This window comes from Mycobacterium pseudokansasii (assembly GCF_900566075.1).
Lineage (GTDB): Bacteria > Actinomycetota > Actinomycetes > Mycobacteriales > Mycobacteriaceae > Mycobacterium > Mycobacterium pseudokansasii.
On sequence record NZ_UPHU01000001.1, the window covers coordinates 3,177,163 to 3,199,549 of the forward strand.

Annotated in this window: 21 protein-coding genes, 1 pseudogene and 2 riboswitches; of the genes and pseudogenes, 19 read left to right on the forward strand and 3 right to left on the reverse strand. The window is 65.1% G+C overall.

Features of this window, described 5'->3' with window-relative positions; genetic code table 11:
• The first annotated feature begins 232 nt into the window (after positions 1-232).
• Positions 233-556 (forward strand): DUF732 domain-containing protein, encoded by a 324-nt coding sequence (locus EET10_RS14380; protein ID WP_036403112.1) that lies wholly within the window; start codon positions 233-235, stop codon positions 554-556.
• A gap of 242 nt (positions 557-798) precedes the next feature.
• Entirely contained in the window at positions 799-1,527 is a 729-nt protein-coding gene (locus tag EET10_RS14385) for an MgtC/SapB family protein (protein ID WP_036403108.1), read from the forward strand.
• 23 nt (positions 1,528-1,550) lie between these two features.
• Here the strand turns inward: EET10_RS14385 and EET10_RS14390 are convergent, their stop codons facing one another.
• Positions 1,551-2,750, reverse strand: a complete 1,200-nt coding sequence (locus EET10_RS14390) for an NAD(P)/FAD-dependent oxidoreductase (RefSeq protein ID WP_063467852.1) — start codon at positions 2,748-2,750, stop codon at positions 1,551-1,553.
• A 193-nt stretch (positions 2,751-2,943) separates the two neighbouring features.
• On the opposite strand from EET10_RS14390, the pseudogene EET10_RS14395 reads away from it, so the two are divergent.
• From EET10_RS14395 to EET10_RS14405, 3 genes and pseudogenes are all read left to right on the forward strand, one after another.
• Positions 2,944-3,355 (forward strand): annotated as a pseudogene (locus tag EET10_RS14395) (hemerythrin domain-containing protein).
• 77 nt (positions 3,356-3,432) lie between these two features.
• Positions 3,433-4,380 carry a sterol desaturase family protein gene (locus EET10_RS14400; protein WP_218028466.1) on the forward strand — a complete coding sequence of 316 codons (948 nt, stop codon included), beginning with the start codon at positions 3,433-3,435 and terminating at the stop codon, positions 4,378-4,380.
• Between the two features lie 114 nt (positions 4,381-4,494).
• Positions 4,495-5,163 carry an Rv1815 family serine proteinase gene (locus EET10_RS14405; protein ID WP_036403439.1) on the forward strand — a complete coding sequence of 223 codons (669 nt, stop codon included), beginning with the start codon at positions 4,495-4,497 and terminating at the stop codon, positions 5,161-5,163.
• On the opposite strand, the gene EET10_RS14410 is transcribed toward EET10_RS14405, so the two are convergent.
• On the reverse strand, positions 5,160-5,609 hold the full coding sequence (locus EET10_RS14410; protein ID WP_036403104.1) for a nitroreductase/quinone reductase family protein: 450 nt from the start codon (positions 5,607-5,609) through the stop codon (positions 5,160-5,162). The genes EET10_RS14405 and EET10_RS14410 overlap by 4 nt on opposite strands.
• A gap of 128 nt (positions 5,610-5,737) precedes the next feature.
• Here EET10_RS14410 and EET10_RS14415 point away from each other — a divergent pair, with 128 nt between their 5' ends.
• The 3 genes from EET10_RS14415 to EET10_RS14425 all read left to right on the forward strand — a co-directional run bounded on the left by EET10_RS14415 (position 5,738) and on the right by EET10_RS14425 (position 8,519).
• The gene (locus tag EET10_RS14415; RefSeq protein ID WP_036403102.1) at positions 5,738-6,424 is read left to right on the forward strand and encodes a TetR/AcrR family transcriptional regulator; all 687 of its coding nucleotides are present in this window, start codon (positions 5,738-5,740) and stop codon (positions 6,422-6,424) included.
• A gap of 125 nt (positions 6,425-6,549) precedes the next feature.
• Complete coding sequence (locus EET10_RS14420; RefSeq protein ID WP_036403100.1) at positions 6,550-7,050, forward strand: VOC family protein; 501 nt, start codon at positions 6,550-6,552, stop codon at positions 7,048-7,050.
• The gene (locus tag EET10_RS14425; RefSeq protein WP_063467855.1) at positions 7,047-8,519 is read left to right on the forward strand and encodes an FAD-binding protein; all 1,473 of its coding nucleotides are present in this window, start codon (positions 7,047-7,049) and stop codon (positions 8,517-8,519) included. The genes EET10_RS14420 and EET10_RS14425 overlap by 4 nt, the downstream gene beginning before the upstream one ends.
• 725 nt (positions 8,520-9,244) lie before the next feature.
• Here the strand turns inward: EET10_RS14425 and bacA are convergent.
• The gene (gene bacA, locus EET10_RS14430; RefSeq protein ID WP_036403097.1) at positions 9,245-11,164 is read right to left on the reverse strand and encodes a vitamin B12 ABC transporter pemease/ATP-binding protein BacA; all 1,920 of its coding nucleotides are present in this window, start codon (positions 11,162-11,164) and stop codon (positions 9,245-9,247) included.
• Between the two features lie 103 nt (positions 11,165-11,267).
• On the opposite strand from bacA, the gene EET10_RS14435 reads away from it, so the two are divergent.
• The 11 genes from EET10_RS14435 to EET10_RS14485 all read left to right on the forward strand — a co-directional run bounded on the left by EET10_RS14435 (position 11,268) and on the right by EET10_RS14485 (position 22,075).
• A complete protein-coding gene (locus tag EET10_RS14435; RefSeq protein WP_036403094.1) occupies positions 11,268-12,911 on the forward strand; it encodes an acetolactate synthase in 1,644 nt (547 codons plus the stop codon).
• Positions 12,912-12,998: 87 nt separating this feature from the next.
• Positions 12,999-15,335: an accessory Sec system translocase SecA2 gene (gene secA2 / locus EET10_RS14440; protein ID WP_036403091.1), complete on the forward strand. Its 2,337-nt coding sequence runs from the start codon at positions 12,999-13,001 to the stop codon at positions 15,333-15,335.
• A gap of 307 nt (positions 15,336-15,642) precedes the next feature.
• Complete coding sequence (locus EET10_RS14445) at positions 15,643-16,278, forward strand: CDP-alcohol phosphatidyltransferase family protein (protein WP_036403088.1); 636 nt, start codon at positions 15,643-15,645, stop codon at positions 16,276-16,278.
• On the forward strand, positions 16,265-17,188 hold the full coding sequence (locus tag EET10_RS14450) for a DUF881 domain-containing protein (protein ID WP_063467856.1): 924 nt from the start codon (positions 16,265-16,267) through the stop codon (positions 17,186-17,188). Before EET10_RS14445 ends, EET10_RS14450 begins: the two co-directional genes overlap by 14 nt.
• A gap of 61 nt (positions 17,189-17,249) precedes the next feature.
• Complete coding sequence (locus tag EET10_RS14455) at positions 17,250-17,582, forward strand: small basic family protein (RefSeq protein WP_023364046.1); 333 nt, start codon at positions 17,250-17,252, stop codon at positions 17,580-17,582.
• A 16-nt stretch (positions 17,583-17,598) separates the two neighbouring features.
• The gene (locus tag EET10_RS14460; protein WP_099187296.1) at positions 17,599-18,480 is read left to right on the forward strand and encodes a DUF881 domain-containing protein; all 882 of its coding nucleotides are present in this window, start codon (positions 17,599-17,601) and stop codon (positions 18,478-18,480) included.
• A 23-nt stretch (positions 18,481-18,503) separates the two neighbouring features.
• Complete coding sequence (gene gcvH, locus EET10_RS14465; protein WP_036403437.1) at positions 18,504-18,902, forward strand: glycine cleavage system protein GcvH; 399 nt, start codon at positions 18,504-18,506, stop codon at positions 18,900-18,902.
• A gap of 352 nt (positions 18,903-19,254) precedes the next feature.
• Entirely contained in the window at positions 19,255-19,734 is a 480-nt protein-coding gene (garA, locus tag EET10_RS14470) for a glycogen accumulation regulator GarA (protein ID WP_423793580.1), read from the forward strand.
• On the forward strand, positions 19,731-20,474 hold the full coding sequence (gene ftsR, locus EET10_RS14475; RefSeq protein WP_036403076.1) for a transcriptional regulator FtsR: 744 nt from the start codon (positions 19,731-19,733) through the stop codon (positions 20,472-20,474). Before garA ends, ftsR begins: the two co-directional genes overlap by 4 nt.
• A gap of 106 nt (positions 20,475-20,580) precedes the next feature.
• Positions 20,581-21,075, forward strand: a complete 495-nt coding sequence (locus EET10_RS14480; RefSeq protein ID WP_036403074.1) for a bifunctional nuclease family protein — start codon at positions 20,581-20,583, stop codon at positions 21,073-21,075.
• A 373-nt stretch (positions 21,076-21,448) separates the two neighbouring features.
• Positions 21,449-22,075, forward strand: a complete 627-nt coding sequence (locus tag EET10_RS14485; protein ID WP_036403072.1) for a MerR family transcriptional regulator — start codon at positions 21,449-21,451, stop codon at positions 22,073-22,075.
• Positions 22,076-22,137: 62 nt separating this feature from the next.
• Positions 22,138-22,235, forward strand: a riboswitch (glycine riboswitch).
• Positions 22,236-22,359: riboswitch (glycine riboswitch) on the forward strand. It abuts the riboswitch before it with no gap.
• Positions 22,360-22,387 lie beyond the last annotated feature (28 nt).

The window sequence follows — 22,387 nt, forward strand, 5'->3', positions numbered from 1 at the left end:
TGGCAAGAGCTATGCATTTGATCAACCGTGATGCCAACCGCTGCAACGGCATTGGCGATTCTGCAGCGCGCCGCGGTTGCAGCACTGGCCGCGGTTGCGGCCCGGTGGCTCGACAGCCGTGGTGGCAGGGCCACGAAGGGGCGGAGTTGAAACGTTGCCGGACAGGGCAGTTCGGGAGTCGAATTAAGGACCGGGCAACCGCAAGACTGCCGGGGACGGAGGAATGTAAACCATGAAAAAGCTGCTAGCGCTACTGGCCCTGGCGGCCGTGATCGGCGTCGCGGCGCCTGCGCATGCCGATCCGCAGGAACCGAGCGGCGCCGACGACGCGGGCTTCCTCGCTGCGCTGCAACAAGCCGGCATCACCTATCCCAGCCCGGCGGCAGCCATCGGATCCGCGCAGGCGGTATGCGGATACCTGGATAACGGCGAAGCGGGACTGGAAGTGGTCCACGAAGTGAAGGTCCGCAATCCCGGATTCAATATGGAAGCTGCATCGCAGTTCGCGGTGATTTCCGCGAAATACTACTGCCCCCAACACCTGAGCCACGTCTGATACACCCAGGGTTGGGCGAGGAGCCGGCGGGGCCGGCCGCCACAGGCCATGCCACTCCGGCAACTCGAAGTGGCCTGACCGTTACGCGGTCTTGCGCGTGATCAAATCGCTTGAGGTTCAGCATGTTTCGCGTGTTGGTCAGCGCCGCAATGCAACCGGTTCGCCAGCTCGCCACCCGTCGTTAACCGTCATATGCTTAGCTGCCGTCGCCCTCGCACTGGGACAGAAGGGAACGCAGTGCCGTGCAGAACCTCAGCATCGCCGAATTCACGCTCCGGCTCGCCGTCGGCGTCGGCTGCGGGGCCCTGATCGGCCTCGAGCGGCAGTGGCGGGCGCGCATGGCCGGGCTGCGTACCAATGCTCTGGTGGCCACCGGAGCGACCCTTTTCGTGTTGTATGCGGCCGCCACCGAGGACAGCAGTCCAACCCGGGTCGCGTCGTATGTGGTGTCGGGCATCGGGTTTCTCGGTGGCGGGGTAATTCTGCGGGAGGGGTTCAACGTACGCGGCCTCAACACCGCTGCCACCCTGTGGTGCTCGGCTGCAGTCGGTGTGCTCGCCGCCTCCGGACACCTGGTGTTCGCGTTGATCGCCACCGCCACCGTCGTCACCATCCATCTTTTCGGCCGCCCGCTGGGGCGGCTGATCGATCACGACAACACCGTCGAAGAAGACGAAGGCCTGCGGCCCTACCAGCTGCAGGTGCTCTGCCGCCCCAAGTCCGCGAAATATGTGCGCGCTCAGATCGTGCAACACACGGCTCGAAACGACATCACGCTGCGTGGCATCCACACCGGCACAGCCACCGACGACAACATCGCTTTGACCGCTCACCTGTTGATGGACGGCCACACACCGGCCAAGCTGGAGCGGTTGGTGGCCGAACTGTCCTTGCAACCGGGCATTTTCGCGGTGCACTGGTATGCCGGTGAACAAACCAATCCAATGTTGCCGATGTCGCCGTCGGACTGATCTGACGTCCACGCGGGGACCGCTCAGGGCTGGGCCTGCAATTCTGGCGCGGCGGCGGCCAACAGGTCGGCGCGGTCGCGGGTCAGCGGCGGGTAGATGCGCCGGGTGTTGATCGTCTGTTTGGTCGCCTTGGCCTCGGCACCACGCGACACCACTTCGCGATCCCACCCTTCGGTGTACACGGCGCCCGCCGGCCCTAAATCGAGAACCGTTACATACCAAGGGATTCGAAATGCCAACAGCGGCTCGCCGAACAGGTCGCTGATCACGTTGTAGCCGGCGTAGCGGCCCATCGGCCGTCCGTGCTGACACGACATCACCGACATGTGCTCGTCATCCACCGCGGCAACGGCTACATCGCCGGCAGCGAATACGGCCGGTACGCCCACCACTCGCAGATAGTCGTCGACTCCCACGCGACCAAGTCGATCGCGGGTCGCCGGTAGCTGTCCGGTAAGCGAATTGGCCCGCATGCCGGCGCACCACACGACGGTGGCCGCGGCCAGGTGCTCACCCGACGACAGTGATATGCCGGCCGCACTGATTGCGGCCACGCTCACTGCGGTCCTGGTTTCAACACGGTTGTCCGCCAGGGCTTGCTCGATCACCGGCCGCGCTGAGCCGCCCATATCGGAGCCGACGAACGGGTTATGGTCAACCAGCACCACCCGGGGGGCCACCGAACTTCCGACGAACAACGCCCTCAGCCGGCTCGGCATCTCACAGGCTGTCTCGATACCGGTCAGTCCCGCGCCGACTACCACCACGGTCGCCGCCGCGCCCGTCGCAGGGCCGTTGGCGAGCTTTTTGAGGTGGCACTGCAGCCGCATTGCGCCGTCGTAGGTATCGACATCGAATCCGAACTCACGCAGGCCCGGTACGTCGGGCTTGACCAGCCGACTACCCGCTGCGAGCACCAACCGGTCGTAGCGGCAGGTCTGGCCACTCGACGTCGTGACCTCGCGTGCGGGCGCGTCGATTCCGGTCACGTTCGCGGTGACATGCACAACCCCGGCCGGATCAAGCAGGTCGGCCAGTGGGATGCGGCAGGCACGCAGGTCGGCTTCATAGTTGCGCACTCTGATGTCGTGGAACGGTTTGTCGCTCAACACCGTGATCTCCACCGTCCCCGCCGGGACGGCGAGCTGATCGAGTCGTCGGGCAGCGCCCAGTGCCGCCCACAGCCCCGCGAACCCGGAGCCGATCACCAATACGCGGGTCAATCGGTCAGCGCCTGAGGCATCCGGGCCAACGTCGCATTGGCTTAGCGGCCGGTCGAGAGCATCCACCCGGGTAACCTCCGTTGATCAGGATCGAGCGCTCGACCGTTTCGGCCGTTCTCGCTGCGGGTATTCGGCCCAGTAGATGCGCGCACAGCCCACAGCGCGAATCCCATCACACCGGAGGTGGCCCCGCATGGCCGAAATGCTTGTCGAGACGCCACAAGAAGTGGTCAAGTTTCTCAAAGCTCAGCACGATCTGATCAACGACATGTTCGACGACGTGCTGCACGCGTCGGACCACAAAGCGCGCGAGACCGCCTTTCACGACTTGCGCCAACTCTTGGCCGTGCACGAGACCGCTGAGGAGATGCTCATTCATCCGCGCGTCCGTCGGGAGGTGGCTGCCGGTGATGAGATCGCGGATGCGCGACTACGAGAAGAGCACGATGCCAAGAAGCTGCTGTCGAGCATTGAAAAGGGCCGAGGCCCTCGCACCGACGAGGCCGCACCCCGGCGTGGAGTCGGCAATGTTGAACTTTGCCGTTGGACCATTCGCGTCGCTGCTCGACCGCGCCCGTGATGCGATCTCGAAGGCGATCGGCTAGCTCGAGCCGAATCCATTCCCGCCCGCGGGCCCAGCGACCCTTGGGCCACCGACCGGACGATCAGTAGTCTGTCTAACGTGAGTGCTTTGACGGGCTTTTGGTCCGTGCTGCCCGCGGAGTTGCGGGACCCGGCGTTGTTCGCCATTCCTTTTTTTCTCTTCCTTTTGACCCTCGAATGGACAGCCGCCCGCAAACTGGAACGAATCGAGGCGGCCGTCAGCGAAAGGCCCAGGCCGGCCAGCGGCGCCTACCTCACCCGTGATTCCTTGACAAGCATCTCGATGGGCCTGGTTTCGATTGCCACCACGGCGGCGTGGAAGGGCATAGCGTTGCTGGGCTACGCGGCAATCTACGCCTATGTTGCCCCGTGGCACCTTTCGGCGGGCCAGTTGTACACCTGGGTGATTGCCATCGTGGGCGTTGACCTGCTCTATTACACTTATCACCGGATCGCCCACCGAGTCCGGTTGATCTGGGCTACCCACCAAGCCCACCACTCCAGCGAATACTTCAACTTTGCCACTGCGCTCCGCCAGAAGTGGAACAACAGCGGCGAGATCCTCATGTGGGTGCCGTTGCCGCTCTTAGGTGTACCACCCTGGATGGTGTTCTTCGCCTTCTCGGTGAGCTTGATCTACCAGTTCTGGGTGCACACCGAACGGATCAACAAGCTGCCGCGATGGTTCGAGTTCATTTTCAACACGCCGTCGCACCACCGGGTGCACCACGGGATGGACCAGATCTACCTGGACAAGAACTACGGGGGCATCCTGATCATCTGGGATCGGCTGTTCGGCAGTTTCCAGGCCGAGGTATTCCGGCCCCGTTACGGCCTGACCAAGCAGTTAAACACGTTCAACATCTGGAAACTGCAGACCTACGAATACCTCGCGATTGCGCGCGACTGCCGATCAGCGACGCGGCTGCGTGATCGGCTCGGCTACGTCTTCGGCCCTCCGGGCTGGCAGCCGCGCATGGCTGCCACCGCAGCCGACGGCGCCGTGGCTGTCGCCTCGTCGCGGTAGCGGCGCCTCGCCCGGCAAGGTAACGCGGGCGACGGCGATAACGAAAAATAATCCGTCGGGTACGCCGTAATTTCAGATTCCGGTCGGCATGCCGGCCCTGAAAGGATGGAGTCCATGGTGCGCCGCCTGGCTCTGCGCGCATTCGCAGTATCGGCTACTGTCGCGGCGCTGGCGTGCGAGCTGGGTCCGACCGCCGATGCGGAGCCGCCGCTGGTGTTCCCGGGCATGGAAATCCACCAGGATATCCACATCTGCACTTTGGCGTATGTCGACGCCAAGCTGCGCATGGCTTTCAGCGCGGGTCACTGCCGGGGCGAGGGAGCAGTCAGCGACCGTGACAACAACGTCATCGGGCACCTGCGGGCGTTCCGTGACAACACCCCAAGCGGTTCCACTGTGGCCACCGACCAGTCGATCGATGACTACGAGGCGATTGCACTGGTCGACGGCGTCCGGGTGAGCGATGTCCTGCCGGGCGGACGGCAGTTGACGTCGCGGCCCGGCGTGGTCGCCCAACCGGGCCAAGCGGTTTGCCATTTCGGCATCAGCACCGGGGAAACCTGCGGAACCGTCGACAGTGTCAACAACGGGTGGTTCACCATGACCGGCGGCGTCGCCAGCCAGAAGGGCGATTCAGGTGGACCGGTGTATTTGATCGGCAACGGGCCCGGACAGCTGATCGGGATCTTCAACAGCGTTTGGGGGCAATATCCCGCCGCCGTCTCCTGGCAAGCGGCCTCTGATCAGCTCCGCCAGGACCTCGGTGTCCCCGCCGCCAGCTAGCAACCGGCCTTGCCCAGGGCGAACACCGGGATCGACGGTGCCGCGGCGCGCAACTCGTCATCGCCGGACTGTGGAGTCAACCCTCCGGCATCCCCTTTGACCTGCCAATACCACTTGGCCAGATAGCGTCTCAGGACTTCCGGTTTGGCATCGTCGGCCACCTCGCTGATCACCGCGCGTTCGCCGCGCCAACGCGGACCCATGTCGATGACACCTGCCGCTCTGACATTGCGCGCCCATTGCGTGTCACCGCGGGGTGACACCACGTAGTCCATGCCGTCGACGGTCAGCAGGTTGACCACCACGGGTCGTAATTTGCCCGTCTTGCGGCCCCGGACGCGCAGCACCTGGGTGCCGGCGATGCTGATTCCGAGTTCTGCCGGCCAACGGACAGCGGTGTTCGCGGCACGAGCGGTTGGAGTGGGCGCTTGGTAGCGGGTGGTCATGGCGGTCCCTTTCGAGCCTCTCAAGCCGTGTGCAATCTTGCGAGAGCACTGCTCTCGATACTGGCTACGCTGCCATAACCCAGAAGCAAAAGCAAGAGCGGTGATCTCGGTCATGTCAGAATTGCGGCGTGGGCAAACGCCAGGAGGCCAGGGAACAGATCGAGGCCAAGATCGTCGAGCTGGGCCGCCGCCACCTGGTGGATCACGGCGCAGCCGGGCTATCGCTACGTGCGATCGCCCGCGACCTGGGCATGGTCTCGTCAGCGGTATATCGGTACGTATCCAGCCGCGACGAGCTCCTGACGTTGCTGCTTGTCGACGCATACTCCGATCTGGCCGACACCGTGGACCGCGCTCGCGCCGAGGCCGGCCTCGACTCATGGAGCGACGACGTCATCGCCATCGCCCATGCCGTCCGCAGCTGGGCCGTCGCGCACCCGGCGCAGTGGGCGCTGCTGTACGGCAGCCCCGTCCCCGGGTATCACGCGCCACCGGAACGTACCGTCGGCGTCGGCACCCGCGTCGTCCGAGCGTTCTTCGACGCGATTGCAGCCGCGATTGCCACCGGCGACATCATCTTGACGAATAACGTTGCCTCCCAGCCGATGTCATCGGATTTCGAGCGGCTTCGCCGGGAATTCGACTTTCCCGGCGATGACCGACTGGTCGCCAAGTGCTTCTTGCTGTGGTCTGGTGTGGTGGGTGCGATCAGCCTGGAAGTGTTCGGACAGTACGGTGCCGACACGGTGACCGAGCCGCGTCAGGTCTTCGACAGTCAGATACGGCTGTTGGTCGACGTCTTGGCTGAGCACTGAGGATGCGGTAATCCCCAAGAATTAGAACGTGTTCATCCGCCACATTCGGGCCAGCTGCCGGTGATGACGGCAAAGTTCCTGCGGGCTCTTTCTGGTGTCACCAGGCTGAGCTATCCTGCGAGACGATGAACTTTCCCGTTCCGTCGCCGACGCAGATCGCATGGGTGACCACGGACCTGGATGCCACGGAAACAGCGCTCACGGGCCTATTGGGTGTCCGGAAGTGGGTACGAATACCCGACGTGCACTTTGCTCCCGATGCGTGCAGCTACTACGGCAAACCCGCCGACTTCGTCGCGAGCATCTCGCTGAGCTACCTGGGCGACATGCAGTTAGAACTCATCTCCCCGGTCCGCGGGGAGAATATCTATAGTGATTTTCTGCGTGACTCCGGTCCCGGTCTGCACCACATCTGCATGGAAGCCGAGAGCCCGGAACAGCTAGAGGCTGCACTTGCTGAGGCGGCCGAGAACGGTGCCACTGTGGTCCAGCGGGGCGTGATGCCCGGCGGGATTCAGTTCGCCTACCTGGCGGCACCGCGGGCCGGGGTGCCGTTTGTGGAGATCGCGTATTTCTCGCCGGAGATCAGGGCGTTCTACGACTACATCAAACGGGAGCAACGGTGAGCACCGACCTACCAGCGACTGTCAGTGCGGACTCGGTGGCGTCATGGTCGGACGACGTCGATGTGGCGGTGATCGGCTTCGGCATTGCCGGCGGCTGTGCGGCGGTGACGGCGGCTGCGGCCGGTGCGCGGGTGCTGGTGCTCGAGCGGGCCGCCGCGGCGGGCGGCACCACGTCACTTGCCGGCGGGCATTTCTACCTGGGCGGCGGGACCGCGGTCCAGCAGGCGACCGGACATCTTGATTCGCCGGACGAGATGTACAAGTACCTGGTTGCGGTGTCGCGGCAGCCCGATCACGCCAAGATCCGGGCTTACTGCGACGGCAGTGTGGAGCATTTCAACTGGCTGGAAGACCTGGGCTTTCAGTTCGAGCGCAGCTACTTTCCCGGCAAGGCGGTGATCCAGCCCAACACCGAGGGGCTGATGTTCACCGGCAACGAAAAGGTCTGGCCCTTCTTCGAGATGGCGGTGCCGGCACCGCGTGGCCATAAGGTGCCTGTGCCTGGCGACACCGGCGGCGCCAGCATCGTGATCGATCTACTACTCAAGCGAGCGGCGAGTTTGGGCGTGCAAATCCGGTACGAGACCGGAGCCACCGAGCTCATTGTGGACGGCTTGGGGGCAGTGACCGGAGTGATGTGGAAGCGATTCTCCGAAATGGGGGTGGTCAAAGCCAAATCGGTGATCATCGCCGCCGGGGGATTCGTGATGAACCCGGACATGGTGGCCAAGTACACCCCGAAACTGGCCGAGAAACCGTTCGTGCTGGGCAACACCTATGACGACGGCCTGGGCATCCGGATGGGCGTTTCGGCCGGCGGTGCCACCGAGCACATGGACCAGATTTTCATCACGGCTCCGCCATACCCGCCGTCAATACTGCTCACCGGCGTGATCGTCAACAAACTCGGGCAGCGGTTCGTCGCCGAGGATTCCTACCACTCCCGGACCGCGGGGTTCATCATGGACCAGCCGGACAGCGCCGCGTATCTGATCGTCGACGAGGCGCACCTGGAACGTCCCACGATGCCGTTGGTCCCGTTGATCGACGGCTGGGAAACGGTTGCCGAGATGGAAGCTGCGCTGGGCATTCCGCGAGGCAACCTGGCGGCGACCCTGGACCGCTACAACACCTACGCCGCGCGCGGCGAAGATCCCGACTTTCACAAGCAGCCGGAATTCCTTGCGCCACAAGACAAAGGGCCGTGGGGCGCGTTCGACATGTCACTGGGTAAGGCGATGTATGCCGGCTTCACCCTCGGTGGGCTGGCCACGTCGGTGGACGGCGAGGTGCTGCGCCAAGACGGCTCGGTGATACCCGGGTTGTACGCGGCCGGAGCGTGTGCATCCAACATCGCCCAGGATGGCAAGGGCTACGCCAGTGGCACACAGCTGGGCGAGGGCTCGTTCTTCGGCCGCCGCGCCGGAGCGCACGCGGCCCGGCGGGCCGGGGGCGTGCAGGCGCGTTGAGTGTGGGCGCCGGAGCGCACGCGGCCCGGCGGGCCGGGGGCGTGCAGGCGCGTTGAGTGTGGGCGCCGGAGCGCACGCGGCCCGGCGGGCCGGGGGCGTGCAGGCGCGTTGAGTGTGGGCGCCGGAGCGCACGCGGCCCGGCTACAGCAACCCGTTTAGCCCGTTCAGGCCCAACAGTCCGCCGGTGCCGCCGGCACCGACGCAGCCGTTCGTATTCCCCAACCCCGCGTTGCCAGCAATGACGACAACGAGCTGACCGAGGGCCGGCGACGTCGAGACCGCCGGTCCGGTGTCGCGCCGCCGCGGCGCGCCTGTCGGTGCCCGCCAGTGCTGTTCACCTGCACCAGGTTGAGGGCGTCCCCGAATTGCCACACCGGGCCGCTACGGCCGGGCCCGCAGACGGTGACCACTTGCGCCGGTGCGTCATCCGACGGTCGCTGCCGTAGGGCTGATCGCCATCCCCCTGTTCCTCTTGAGTTACCAGGCCTGATGCCGCGACGCTACGGGCCCGGGGGCCTCGGGTCATGACCACAACGACGCATTTGCATCGGCCCCCGGATAGTCAGATCTGACTATCGCGATCGGTCGCCAGCGCGCCGAGGCTGCGCCCAGGGCACGGCGCGCTAGGCCGTGTCACCGCTTTCACCAGCCGGCGCAACGCATTTCGCGAGCGGCACCCAAGCGGTCCTGTCGCCATGTGGGCGAGTATCGGCGCGGGATTCACGCTAGACCCGCACCGGCTCCTTCGTTACCGGGCTCAGCCGCCATGGCCCGCCGCCCAGCAATTCGAGCTGTTGGTCGTGCAGGCGCTCCAGCGCGGGCCGGTGGCTGACACTGACGATGATGCAATCCGGCAGCTCGTTGCGCAGCAGTTCGTACAGCGCGAATTCCAGGCCCGTGTCGAGCGCTGATGTGCTTTCGTCGAGGAACACGGCTTTGGGTTTGGTGAGCAAAATACGGGCGAAGGCAACGCGTTGTTGTTCGCCGGGGGAGAGCACCTTGGCCCAGTCTCGTTCTTCGTCGAGTCGGTCGCACAGCGGCGCGAGGGCCACCTTGGTCAGCGTGTCGCGCACAACGTTGTCTGGGATGACGAACGGTGGATTGGGATAGCACACCACGTCCCGCAGGGTGCCCAACGGCACATACGGCAGCTGCGACAAGAACATCGTTTCGTTGTCGCCGTCCGGACGGCGCAGCGTTCCCGACGCGAAGGGCCATAGTTCTGCCAGGCTGCGCAGCAACGAGGTCTTGCCGGACCCGGAACGGCCGGTAATCACCAGCGAATCGCCGCGGTCCAGCCGCACGTCGAGCGGATCGATCAGCCGATCGCCGGCGGGGGTGCGAACTTCGATCTCGTTGAGCTCAACGGACTCGTCGTCACTCGGCCGGGTCAGCACCGCAGGCAGCGCGCGACCCTTCTCGTTGGCGTCAACCAGCCCGTACAAACGGATGATCGCCGCGCGGAAGGACGCGAAGGCGTCGTAATTGTTTCGAAAGAACGACAACGAGTCGTGAATATTGCCGAACGCGGTGGCCGTCTGGCTCACGTCGCCGAATTCGATTTGTCCGGCGAACAATCGAGGCGCCTGAATCACCCACGGCAGCGGAACAATCGTCTGACTCACCGACAGGTTCCATCCGTTGAAGGCGATGCTGCGGCGAACGTACCGACGGTAGTTGTCGATCACCGGCCTGAACCGTTGCTGTAATTGCGCGCCCTCAACCCGCTCACCGCGGTAGAACCCCACGGCTTCGGCGGCATCTCGCAGCCGCACCAGCGCGTACCGGAAAGCGGCATTGAGCTTTTCGTTGCGGAAGCTGAGCCAGATCAGCGGACGTCCGATGACGAAGGAAATGACCGTGGCAACCAGCACATAAACCAGCACGGTCCAGAACATCGCCCGTGGGAACGAGACACCCCAGAGGTTCAGGGTTCCGGAGAGGTTCCACAAAATCGCGGTGAAGGAAATCACCGAGATAATCGATTGCACGGCCCCGAAAAGCAGCGTGCTGCCGGTGCCGTTGGAGGGTGCATTTGGGGTGCCGCCCACTCCGGCGGTGAAGATGTCGATGTCTTGCTGGATGCGCTGGTCCGGGTTGTCGATCGTCTCGTCGATAAACAGATCCCGGTAGTACGCCCTGCCGTCGAGCCAGTCTCTGGTGAGGTGGTCGGTCAGCCACACCCGCCAGGCGATGATGAAACGCTGCGTCAGATAGATGTCGGCCATCACCCGGACCACGTGTATCACGGCCATGATGCTGAAAACCCCGATCGACATCCAAAACCCATGTACGCCTGAGCGTTTCACCACCTCATCACCGGCGGCGGCCCCTTGGAACGCTTTCTGCAGAGCCGTGTACATGTCGTTGCCCTGGTAGCTGAACAGCACATTCAGCCGCACCGCCAACACGACCGAAAACAACAGCACACCCAGCATCAGCCACACCGGAATGCTCTTGGGCCCGACAAAGTACTCACGGGTGATCCGCCAGTACTGCCGCCCCCAGGGCGTCAGAAACCGCAGCAACACCAGCACGACCAGGACGCAGACAGCGCTGATCGCCCAGGCTTTGCCGACCCAATACAACGAATCCACGGTTGCCCTAGACCAGTCGATGGAGGGCGTAAACGGCTTCGGGCCCAAGGTAGATGCTCCTCACGGTCGAGGTGTTCAGGCGGCTGCTGAACAGAAATCCTTCGGCGAAGGTACCGGAACCATGCGGATAGGCTTTCGAAATATGACGGATATGAGCGCCGGCGCCACCCCCTCCCAGACAATGCATGCGGGGCGGCTCATAGCGCGACGGCTTAAAGCCAGCGGTATCGACACGGTTTTCACACTGTCGGGCGGACACCTGTTTTCCGTCTACGACGGCTGCCGCGACGAGGGCATCCGGCTGATCGACACCCGTCATGAGCAAAGTGCCGCCTTCGCCGCCGAGGGCTGGTCCAAGGTGACACGGGTGCCCGGGGTGGCCGCGCTGACCGCGGGTCCCGGCGTGACCAACGGGATGAGCGCTATGGCGGCCGCCCAACAAAACCAGTCGCCGCTCGTGGTGCTCGGTGGCCGGGCGCCGGCCTTGCGCTGGGGGATGGGCTCCCTGCAAGAGATCGACCACGTCCCTTTTGTCGCGCCGCTGGCTCGTTTTGCCGCCACCGCTCAATCAGCCGGTGACGCGGGCAGGCTGGTCGACGAAGCCCTGCAGGCCGCGGTTCGAGCGCCGTCGGGGGTGGCTTTCGTAGATTTTCCGATGGACCACGTGTTTTCCATGTCCGACGACGACGGTCGTCCTGGCGCGCTGACGGACGGACCCGCGACCGCAACCCCCGACGGTGACGCCCTGGACCGGGCCGCCGGCCTGCTCTGGGCGGCGCAACGTCCGGTCATCATGGCAGGCACCAACGTCTGGTGGGGACACGCGGAGACTGCGCTACTGCGTCTGGCCGAGGAACGCCGGATTCCGGTGCTGATGAATGGGATGGCCCGGGGCGTTGTGCCCGCCGACCACCCGCTGGCTTTTTCCCGGGCACGGTCAAGAGCCTTGGGGCAGGCCGATGTTGCGCTGATCGTCGGTGTGCCCATGGATTTCCGCCTGGGATTCGGCGGCGTTTTCGGGTCGCAGACCCAGCTCGTCGTCGCCGACCGCGCCGAACCCGATCGCGGTCATCCGCGTGCCGTAGCGGCCGGCCTCTACGGGGATCTGAGCCCGATCCTGTCCGCGCTGACCGGACCCGGCGGCACCGACCACCGGGACTGGATCGACGAACTCCGGGCCGCCGAGACCGCGGCGCGCGAAGCGGAAAAAGTCGAGCTTGCCGAGGAACGGATCCCGCTGCATCCGATGCGGGTGTACGCCGAGTTGGCCCCGCTCCTGGACCGCGATGCCATCGTGGTGATCGACGCCGGTGATTTCGGGTCCTACGCCGGGCGGGTGATCGACAGCTATCAGCCGGGTTGCTGGCTGGACAGCGGTCCCTTCGGCTGTCTGGGTTCTGGGCCCGGTTACGCCTTGGCCGCGAAATTGGCCCGACCGGAGCGTCAAGTGGTGTTGCTGCAAGGTGACGGCGCGTTCGGATTCAGCGGCATGGAGTGGGACACCCTGGTTCGGCACAATGTGCCGGTGGTGTCGGTCGTCGGTAATAACGGCATCTGGGGTTTGGAAAAGCATCCGATGGAGGCGTTGTACGGCTACTCGGTGGTGGCCGAGCTGCGCCCGGGAACCCGCTACGACGAGGTGGCGCGCGCCCTGGGCGCGCACGGAGAGCTGGTCTCGGCGCCGGCGGACCTTCGCCCGGCGCTGGAGCGAGCCTTCGCCAGCGGTCTGCCGTCGGTCGTCAACGTGTTGACCGACCCCGCTGTCGCCTACCCGCGGCGATCGAACCTGGCCTGACGGGCTCGGTTGCGCTCTGCCCAGGCGGTGCGTGTCGCCGGTACCACGTCCGCCCGCACCGGTCACAGGGTCACGTACCGTTGACGTGTGCCCAAGACCACACGCGCTGAACCTGGCCGCCTGAGCAGCCGATTTTGGCGACTTCTCGGCGCCAGTACGGAAAAGAATCGAAACCGGTCCCTGACCCAGGTGACCGCTTCGGCAGAGTACGACGAAGAAGCCGCCGACCTGACCGACGAAAAGCTGCGCCGCGCGGCCGGGCTGCTCAACCTCGACGATCTCGCCGACTCCGCCGACATCCCGCAGTTCTTGGCCATCGCCCGGGAAGCAGCTGAGCGGGCGACCGGCCTGCGCCCGTTCGACGTGCAATTGCTGGGTGCACTGCGCATGCTTGCCGGTGACGTGATCGAAATGGCGACCGGTGAGGGCAAGACGCTTGCCGGCGCGATCGCGGCCGCTGGCTATGCACTGGCCGGCCGGCATGTCCACGTCGTGACCATCAACGACTACCTGGCCCACCGCGACGCGGAGTGGATGGGCCCGCTGTTGGAGGCGTTGGGGCTGACGGTCGGATGGATCACCGCGGAGTCGACCAGCGACGACCGCAAGGCGGCATACGGCTGCGACGTCACCTATGCCTCGGTCAACGAGATCGGTTTCGATGTACTGCGCGATCAGCTGGTCACCGACGTGGAAGACCTGGTATCGCCCAATCCGGACGTGGCCCTCATCGACGAGGCCGACTCCGTGCTCGTCGACGAGGCGCTGGTGCCCTTAGTCCTGGCCGGCACCACCCACCGGGAGACGCCGCGGCTGGAAATCATCCGCCTGATTGCCGAGTTGGTCCCCGGCACCGACTATGAGACCGACTCCGACAGCCGCAACGTCCACCTGACCGAGACCGGCGCTCGCAAAGTCGAGAAAGCACTCGGTGGCATCGACCTGTACTCCGAGGAACATGTCGGCACCACGCTGACCGAGGTCAACGTCGCCTTGCACGCGCATGTGCTGCTGCAGCGCGACGTGCACTACATCGTCCGAGATGGTGCGGTCTACCTGATCAACGCCTCGCGCGGGCGCATCGCCCAACTGCAGCGCTGGCCCGACGGGCTGCAGGCCGCCGTCGAGGCCAAGGAGGGCATCGAGACCACCGAGACCGGTGAAGTGCTCGACACCATCACCGTGCAGGCGCTGATCAACCGTTACGCCACCGTGTGCGGCATGACGGGGACCGCGCTGGCCGCCGGCGAGCAGCTGCGCCAGTTCTACAAACTCGGTGTGTCGCCGATACCGCCGAATACTCCGAACATCCGCGAGGACGAGACCGACCGGGTGTACATCACGGCGGCGGCCAAGAACGACGCGATCGTCGCGCACATCGCCGAAGTGCACGAGACCGGGCAACCGGTGCTGGTCGGCACGCGCGACGTTGCCGAATCCGAGGAGCTGCACGAAAGACTGCTGCGACGCGACGTCCCCGCGGTCGTGCTCAACGCGAAAAACGACGCGGAGGAGGCGCAGGTGATCGCCGAGGCCGGCAAATTCGGTGCGGTAACCGTGTCGACGCAGATGGCCGGACGCGGCACCGACATTCGGCTTGGCGGCTCCGACGAAGCCGACCACGACCGGGTCGCCGAACTGGGTGGCCTGCATGTTGTCGGCACCGGCCGCCATCACACCCAGCGGCTGGACAACCAGTTGCGCGGGCGGGCCGGGCGCCAGGGCGACCCCGGGTCGTCGGTGTTCTTCTCGAGCTGGGAAGACGACGTCGTCGCGGCCAACCTCGACACCAACAAATTGCCGATGGACACCGACGAGGATGGCCGAATCGTCAGTCCGAAGACCGGGAGTTTGCTCGACCATGCCCAGCGCGTCGCCGAGGGCCGGTTGCTGGATGTGCATGCGAACACCTGGCGCTACAACCAGTTGATCGCGCAACAACGCGCCATCATCGTCGAACGACGAAACACCTTGCTGCGCACCGCGACCGCGCGTGAGGAACTGGCCGAACTGGCGCCCGAGAGGTACCAGGAGCTGGCTCAGGCGATGCCCGACGACGGGTCCGAAGAGCGCCTCGAGAAGATCTGCCGGCTGATCATGCTGTACCACCTGGACCGCGGCTGGGCCGATCACCTGGCTTATCTGGCCGACATCCGGGAGAGCATCCACCTGCGAGCGCTGGGTCGGCAGAACCCGCTCGACGAGTTCCACCGGTTGGCGGTGGATGCGTTCGCGTCTCTGGCCGCAGATGCGATCGAGGCCGCACAGCAAACATTCGAAACGGCCAATGTTCTCGAAGAAGAGCCCGGGCTGGATCTGTCCAAGCTGGCGCGGCCCACGTCGACGTGGACCTACATGGTCAACGACAACCCACTGTCTGACGACACACTGTCCACGCTGAGCCTGCCCGGCGTGTTCCGCTGAGTGTCAGACTTGACCCGCCGAATGTAACGCCAGTGCGAAAAACGGTGCCGGAAATCGCCACAGCGTTACGCTCGCGGCTATGCCACCGGTGCTCCGTACGGACCGTATCGTCGCCGGGCCCGGCCTAACCGCCCGGCTCCTCACCGGTCCGCCGTACGGACCGTATCGTCGCCGGGCCCGGCCTAACCGCCCGGCTCCTCACCGGTCCGCCGTACGGACCGTATCGTCGCCGGGCCCGGCCTAACCGCCCGGCTCCTCACCGGTCCGCCGTACGGACCGTATCGTCGCCGGGCTAAGGTCACGGCTCATGGAGCCGGTACTCACCCACAGTCGGGTGCTGACGGTACCTAACGTGCTGAGCGTCATCCGCCTGGCGCTGATTCCGGTGTTCGTCTACGTCATGCTGATTGCGCACATCCATGGCTGGGCGGTGGCGATCTTGATGTTCAGCGGCGTGTCCGATTGGGCGGACGGCAAGATCGCCCGGCTGCTGAACCAGTCGTCGCGGCTGGGCGTGCTGCTGGATCCGGCCGTCGACCGGCTCTACATGGTGACCGTCCCCATCGTGTTGGCGCTGAGCGGGACCGTGCCGTGGTGGTTTGTGCTCACGCTGCTGGCGCGTGACGCCGCGCTGGCTGCCACGCTGCCGTTGCTGTGGAGCCGAGGCCTGTCCGCCCTGCCGGTCACCTACATCGGCAAGGCGGCGACTTTCGCCCTGATGGCCGGCTTTCCGATACTGCTCTTGGGGCAGTGGGACGCGTTATGGAGCCGCCTCCTCGGCGCCTGCGGCTGGGCATTTCTGATCTGGGGTATGTATGCGTACCTGTGGGCGTTTGTGCTGTACGTAGTGCAGATGACGATGGTGGTTCGGCGGATGCCCAAGCTCAAGCACCGGGCGTATCAACCAGTTGCGCGAAAAGCGAGCGGCCATGGCCGACGTTGACCGAGTGCTCGGCGGTTATGACCCGAACGCCGGCTACAGCGCGCATGCGGCGGCGCGGCCCAAGCACAACCCGGTACCGTCGCTGCTTCGCGCGCTGTTGTCCGTACATCTCGACCCCGGCTACGCTGCGGCGGCCGCCAAACGGGACGGCTCCGCCGCGCCCAAAGATGGTCGCGCCCGCGCTTTCGGCTGGCTGTGGCAGGCATTGGCCGCGACTGTGGTCGCAGCGGTATTCGCGGCCGCCGTGGCGCAGGCCCGGTCCGTTGCACCCGGGGTGCGCGCGGCCCAGCAGCTGCTTGTCTCAAACGTGCGGTCTACCCAGGCCGCTGCTTCCAGGTTGGCCCAGCAGCGCAGCGCGCTCTCGGCGAAGGTCGACGACGTGCAACGGCTAGCGCTGGCCGACGACGCCGAGGGGCAGCGACTGCTCGCCCGTCTGGATGCCCTCAGCCTGGCGGCGGCCAGCACGCCGGTTATCGGTCCGGGGTTGACTGTGACCGTGACCGATCCGGGAGTGGGGCCGAATCTCTCCGATGCCTCCAAACAGCGGGTGAGCGGCAGCCAGCAAATCATCCTGGACCGAGACCTGCAGCTGGTGGTGAACTCCTTGTGGGCCAGTGGCGCGGAGGCAATCTCGGTCGACGGCGCGCGGATCGGGCCGAATGTGACCATTCGCCAGGCCGGGGGAGCGATCCTCGTCGACAACAATCCCACCAGCAGCCCCTACACCATCCTCGCGGTTGGACCACCGCATGCGATGCAAGATGTCTTCGACCGTAGTCCCGGTCTGCACCGCCTTCGGCTGCTGGAGGTCTCCTATGGCGTCGGCGTCAGCGTCAACGCCTCCGACGGTCTGGCGCTGCCGGCCGGCGCTATCCGGGACGTCACGTTCGCCAAACAGATTGGGTCCTAGTGAGAAGAACTTTGGTGACAGTGGTTACTCCGGGAGCGACGTGGACGGGACTGCGGCGGGCATGATCGGTATCGCGGCCCTTGCCCTTGGCATCGTGCTGGGATTAGTTTTCCACCCCAGCGTGCCCGAGGTGATTCAGCCGTATCTGCCGATCGCAGTGGTCGCCGCGCTCGACGCCGTGTTCGGCGGGTTGCGCGCCTACCTCGAGCGGATCTTCGATCCGAAGGTCTTCGTGGTGTCGTTCGTGTTCAACGTCCTGGTGGCCGCATTGATCGTCTATGTGGGTGATCAACTGGGCGTTGGCACGCAATTGTCCACGGCCATCATCGTGGTACTGGGAATCCGCATCTTCGGCAATACCGCCGCGCTGCGGCGACGGCTGTTCGGAGCCTGACGGAGGTGAGGTCAGCGTGAGCCAGGGCCCTCCGGACAGCGCCGGCGACGAAAGCCGCTGCGCACCAACCCGGCACGGCCACTCCAAAGCCGAGCGCTACGCCCACGAAGCGGCGCGGCGCGGCCGTCACGAACTGCCCGCCGACCGTCCTCGCCCTGAGATCGGGCCGGTGCGTCGGACGGGACTGTCCGCGATGTTGCGAGGTAGCCGTTCCCGAATGCTGTTCGGGGCATTGGCAATCTTGCTATGCCTCGTGCTCGGGGTGGCCATCGTCACTCAGGTCCGCCAGACCGAGTCGGGTGATTCGCTGGACACGGCTCGCCCCGCGGATCTGTTGGTGCTGCTCGATTCGTTGCGGCAGCGTGAGGCCACCCTCAACACCGAGGTGGCCGACCTGCAGAACACCCTCAACGCATTGCAGGCCTCCGGCAACAACGACGAGGCCGCCATCGAAAGCGCACAGGCCAGACTGGCGGCGCTGTCGATCCTGGTGGGGGTGGTGGGCGCGACCGGACCCGGCGTCACCGTGCGCATCGAAGATCCCGGTCCCGGAGTGGCTCCGGACGCAATGCTCGACGTGGTCAACGAGTTGCGTGCCGCCGGAGCGGAAGCGATCCAGATCAGCGACGCACACGAGTCGGTGCGGGTCGGAGTCGACACCTGGGTGGTCGGTTCCCCGGGCGCGCTGACCATCGACGCCAAAGCGCTGTCTCCGCCCTATTCGGTTCTGGCGATTGGCGATCCACCGACGCTGGCCGCGGCGATGAACATTCCCGGTGGTGCGGTGGACAGCATCAAACGCGTCGGCGGACGGATGTCGGTGCAACAGGCAGACCGGGTGGATGTGACCGCCTTGCGACAACCGAAACCGCACCAATACGCTCAGCCCGTCAAATGAGCCCCGACCAGAACAGGATTACCGTGAGCGATATCCCACCCGATCTGCACTACACCGCCGAACACGAGTGGGTTCGCCGCACCGCGGACGACACCGTGCGGGTCGGGATCACCGATTTCGCGCAGTCCGCGCTGGGCGACGTCGTCTTCGTTCAATTGCCGGCCGTGGGCGATGAGGTGACCGCAGGGGAATCCTTCGGCGAGGTGGAATCGACGAAATCGGTGTCGGACCTGTACGCGCCGGTGTCCGGCAAGGTCGCTGCGGTCAACAGCGATCTGGAAGGCACACCACAATTGGTGAACTCAGACCCGTACGGCGACGGCTGGCTGCTGGACCTTCAGGTCGAAAGCCCCGCCGCCGTGGAAGCAGCCCTGGCGGCCCTGCTCGACGCCGAGGCGTACCGCGGCACCATAACCGAATGACAGTTGCTAAGGTCCGTGCCGGCGGGTGCGCCCACCATTCCGACCGTGCTATGGGCCTCGGCGAAGTCTTCAGAGAAGGCCTCCGAGAAGACCTCCGAGAGGGCCTAGGAGAAGGCACGGTGTGGGGCTTACGATCCTGCAGTGGTGAGCACGTCGCCGCCCCGAGGCCGACACGTCCGGGGTACGGTCGAGACATCAGCGTCAGACGCCGTTGGCAGGCACCTGAAGCAGTACGAGTAGCAGTACCAGAAGCAGTAAAGGCAATACAGGCGGTAAATCCGAGGGAGGCACCGGCCGATCGGCCCGGTCGAACAACGCCACAGCGGCCAGTGAGGAGCAGCGGGTGACGGACATGGACGCAGAACGAGAGCAGGACCAGACATCTGACGAAGTCACCGTGGAGACCACCTCAGTCTTCCGCGCCGATTTCCTCAGCGAACTGGACGCTCCAGCACAGGCGGGAACCGAGAGCGCGGTATCCGGGGTGGAAGGCCTTCCGGCGGGCTCGGCGTTGCTGGTCGTCAAGCGGGGACCCAATGCAGGGTCGCGCTTTCTGCTCGATCAACCCATTACATCCGCCGGCCGGCATCCCGACAGCGACATCTTTCTCGACGATGTCACGGTGAGTCGTCGCCACGCCGAATTCCGTTTGGAAGGCAACGAGTTCAGCGTCGTCGACGTCGGAAGCCTAAACGGCACGTACGTCAACCGTGAGCCGGTGGACTCGGCCGTGCTGGCAAATGGCGACGAGGTTCAGATCGGCAAATTCCGCTTGGTTTTCTTGACCGGACCCAAGCAAGGTGACGACGACGGGGGCGCCGGAGGCCGGTGAGCGCACCGGATAGCCCCGCCCTGGCCGGGATGTCGATCGGCGCAGTCTTGGAGCTGCTGCGACCGGATTTTCCCGATGTCACGATCTCCAAGATTCGGTTTCTGGAGGCCGAGGGGCTGGTGACGCCGCAGCGCGCCGCATCGGGCTACCGGAGGTTCACCGCGTACGACTGTGCGCGGCTGCGGTTCATCCTCACCGCCCAGCGGGATCATTACCTGCCGCTCAAGGTGATCAGGGCGCAGTTGGACGCTCAGCCCGATGGTGAGCTGCCACCGTTCGGATCCCCTTATGGCGTACCGCGATTGGTCCCGGTCAGCGACGACGGCACCGCCGGCACGAGGTCCGACGCAGCGGCGGTGTCGCCGACCCGCATTCGACTCAGCCGCGAAGACCTCCTGCACCGCTCCGGAGTCGACGACGACCTGCTGACTGCTCTCTTGAAAGCCGGAGTGATCAATACCGGCCCGGGCGGCTTCTTCGACGAACACGCGGTCGTCATCCTGCAATGTGCGCGCGCACTCGCCGACTTCGGTGTGGAGCCGAGGCACCTGCGCGCATTTCGCTCCGCGGCCGATCGTCAGTCCGACCTGATCGCCCAGATCGCCGGTCCGTTGGTCAAGGCGGACAAGGCCGGAGCCCGTGACCGTGCCGACGACTTAGCCCGAGAGGTCGCCGCGCTTGCGATTACTTTGCACACCTCGTTGATCAAGTCCGCGGTACGCGACGTTCTGCATCGCTGAGGATTAGACTTTCCTCGACAGCGTGTATTCGACGACGCGGCAAGGAGTGTACTCACCGCGTCGCCGCGCTGAACGGAAACGGCGGCATGGCGGAGGGCAGACACAGATGGGTGAAGTTCGCGTTGTCGGCATTCGCGTCGAGCAACCGCAAAACCAGCCGGTGCTGTTACTGCGCGAGGCCGACGGTGATCGCTATTTGCCGATCTGGATCGGTCAGTCGGAGGCGGCCGCCATCGCGCTTGAGCAGCAAGGCGTCGAGCCGCCCCGACCGCTGACGCATGACCTGATCCGGGATGTCATTGCTGCACTTGGGCATTCGCTCAAAGAGGTGCGTATCGTCGACCTGCACGAAGGTACGTTTTACGCGGATCTGATCTTCGACCGCGATATCAAGGTGTCGGCTCGTCCCTCCGACTCGGTGGCGATCGCGCTGCGCGTCGGAGTTCCGATCTACGTCGAGGAGGCCGTGCTGGCCCAAGCCGGGCTGCTGATCCCCGACGAGAGCGACGAAGAAGCCAGCAGCGCGGTCCGCGAGGACGAGGTTGAGAAGTTCAAAGAATTCCTCGACAGCGTGTCACCCGACGATTTCAAGGCCACCTAGCTTGTCGACAACGCGCGCACCCGTGGGCATGGCCGGCCACTCACGGCGGGCAGGCGACACCCACGCCCGGGGCGGAGACCGTCGGGCAATGCGACCTGACCCGGCGGCATGCACAGCAGCGACCACCTCGCGGTTGAGTCGGCTACATCACGGATGCGTCTCATCTCACGCGATGCGGGCTCGACACGCCTGGCGGATGGCGCCCAGCGGGTCCGACAACAGCGATACTTTGATGACGACTTGATAATCAACTGGCGCACCGAAACAGCCCAACAGCGTATGCTCACAAACACTCGGACCTGAGCAAACATGGTTGCCAAGGCAGCCAATGACGCAGCTAGTGACAAGAGCGCGATCGGCGAGAGGAAGCACCGTGAGCGAACGGCCACGTCAAGAACAGCTCGATCTTGCAGACCACGCGACTACCGCGGACCATGGCGCTCATGGCGGCGCGAGCGAACCCGTTCAGCCGGGGCTGTTTCCCGACGATTCGGTGCCCGATGAGCTGGTCGGCTACCGCGGACCGAGTGCCTGTCAAATCGCCGGCATCACCTACCGCCAACTCGACTATTGGGCGCGCACGTCGCTGGTTGTCCCGTCGATCCGCAGTGCGGCGGGATCGGGAAGCCAGCGGCTCTACTCGTTCAAGGACATTCTCGTTCTCAAGATCGTCAAGCGATTGCTTGACACCGGCATCTCGCTGCACAACATCCGGGTTGCCGTCGACCACCTGCGCCAGCGTGGTGTCCAGGACCTGGCCAACATCACCTTATTCTCCGACGGCACGACGGTGTATGAATGCACCTCCGCCGAGGAAGTCGTCGACCTTCTCCAGGGCGGCCAGGGTGTGTTCGGTATCGCCGTCTCGGGCGCGATGCGGGAGCTGACCGGCGTCATCGCCGAATTTCACGGTGAGCGCGCCGACGGCGGTGAAGCCATTGCCGCTCCGGAAGACGAGCTGGCTTCGCGCCGCAAGCAGCGCGATCGCAAGATCGGCTAGCACGGGCCGGGCATGCGCAGTCGCGGCAGCGATCGGCGAGCCGAGTAAACTGGGTTCCGCATCGCTCTCGCGCGGGAGAGTTTCGTGGCCGCCAGCTACGGACGCCGAAGGAGCAACACCTCTCCGTCAACCTCTCAGGCACCCGGACCGCGCCGGACAACGATGCCTCTGGAAAGCGGTGACGACCCACGGGGGTCCTCACCCGCCGATGGGGAAAGGCGCCCGCAGCCATGGCGCCGAATCTCTCAGGCGCCTGGTGCACGGGTGAAGACAGAGGGAGAGGGCCGCTAGTCCCTTGCCCTTCAGGAGTTC

Bases quoted from the DNA above. Each gene is read 5' to 3' on its own strand.
- EET10_RS14480 (WP_036403074.1), top strand. From the start codon at position 20,581: ATGGGTGAAGTTCGCGTTGTCGGCATTCGCGTCGAGCAACCGCAAAAC.
- EET10_RS14445 (WP_036403088.1), top strand. From the start codon at position 15,643: ATGGAGCCGGTACTCACCCACAGTCGGGTGCTGACGGTACCTAACGTG.
- EET10_RS14405 (WP_036403439.1), top strand. From the start codon at position 4,495: ATGGTGCGCCGCCTGGCTCTGCGCGCATTCGCAGTATCGGCTACTGTC.
- EET10_RS14420 (WP_036403100.1), top strand. From the start codon at position 6,550: ATGAACTTTCCCGTTCCGTCGCCGACGCAGATCGCATGGGTGACCACG.
- EET10_RS14450 (WP_063467856.1), top strand. From the start codon at position 16,265: ATGGCCGACGTTGACCGAGTGCTCGGCGGTTATGACCCGAACGCCGGC.
- garA (WP_423793580.1), top strand. From the start codon at position 19,255: ATGGACGCAGAACGAGAGCAGGACCAGACATCTGACGAAGTCACCGTG.
- EET10_RS14410 (WP_036403104.1), bottom strand. From the start codon at position 5,609: ATGACCACCCGCTACCAAGCGCCCACTCCAACCGCTCGTGCCGCGAAC.
- EET10_RS14380 (WP_036403112.1), top strand. From the start codon at position 233: ATGAAAAAGCTGCTAGCGCTACTGGCCCTGGCGGCCGTGATCGGCGTC.
- EET10_RS14455 (WP_023364046.1), top strand. From the start codon at position 17,250: ATGATCGGTATCGCGGCCCTTGCCCTTGGCATCGTGCTGGGATTAGTT.
- EET10_RS14435 (WP_036403094.1), top strand. From the start codon at position 11,268: ATGAGCGCCGGCGCCACCCCCTCCCAGACAATGCATGCGGGGCGGCTC.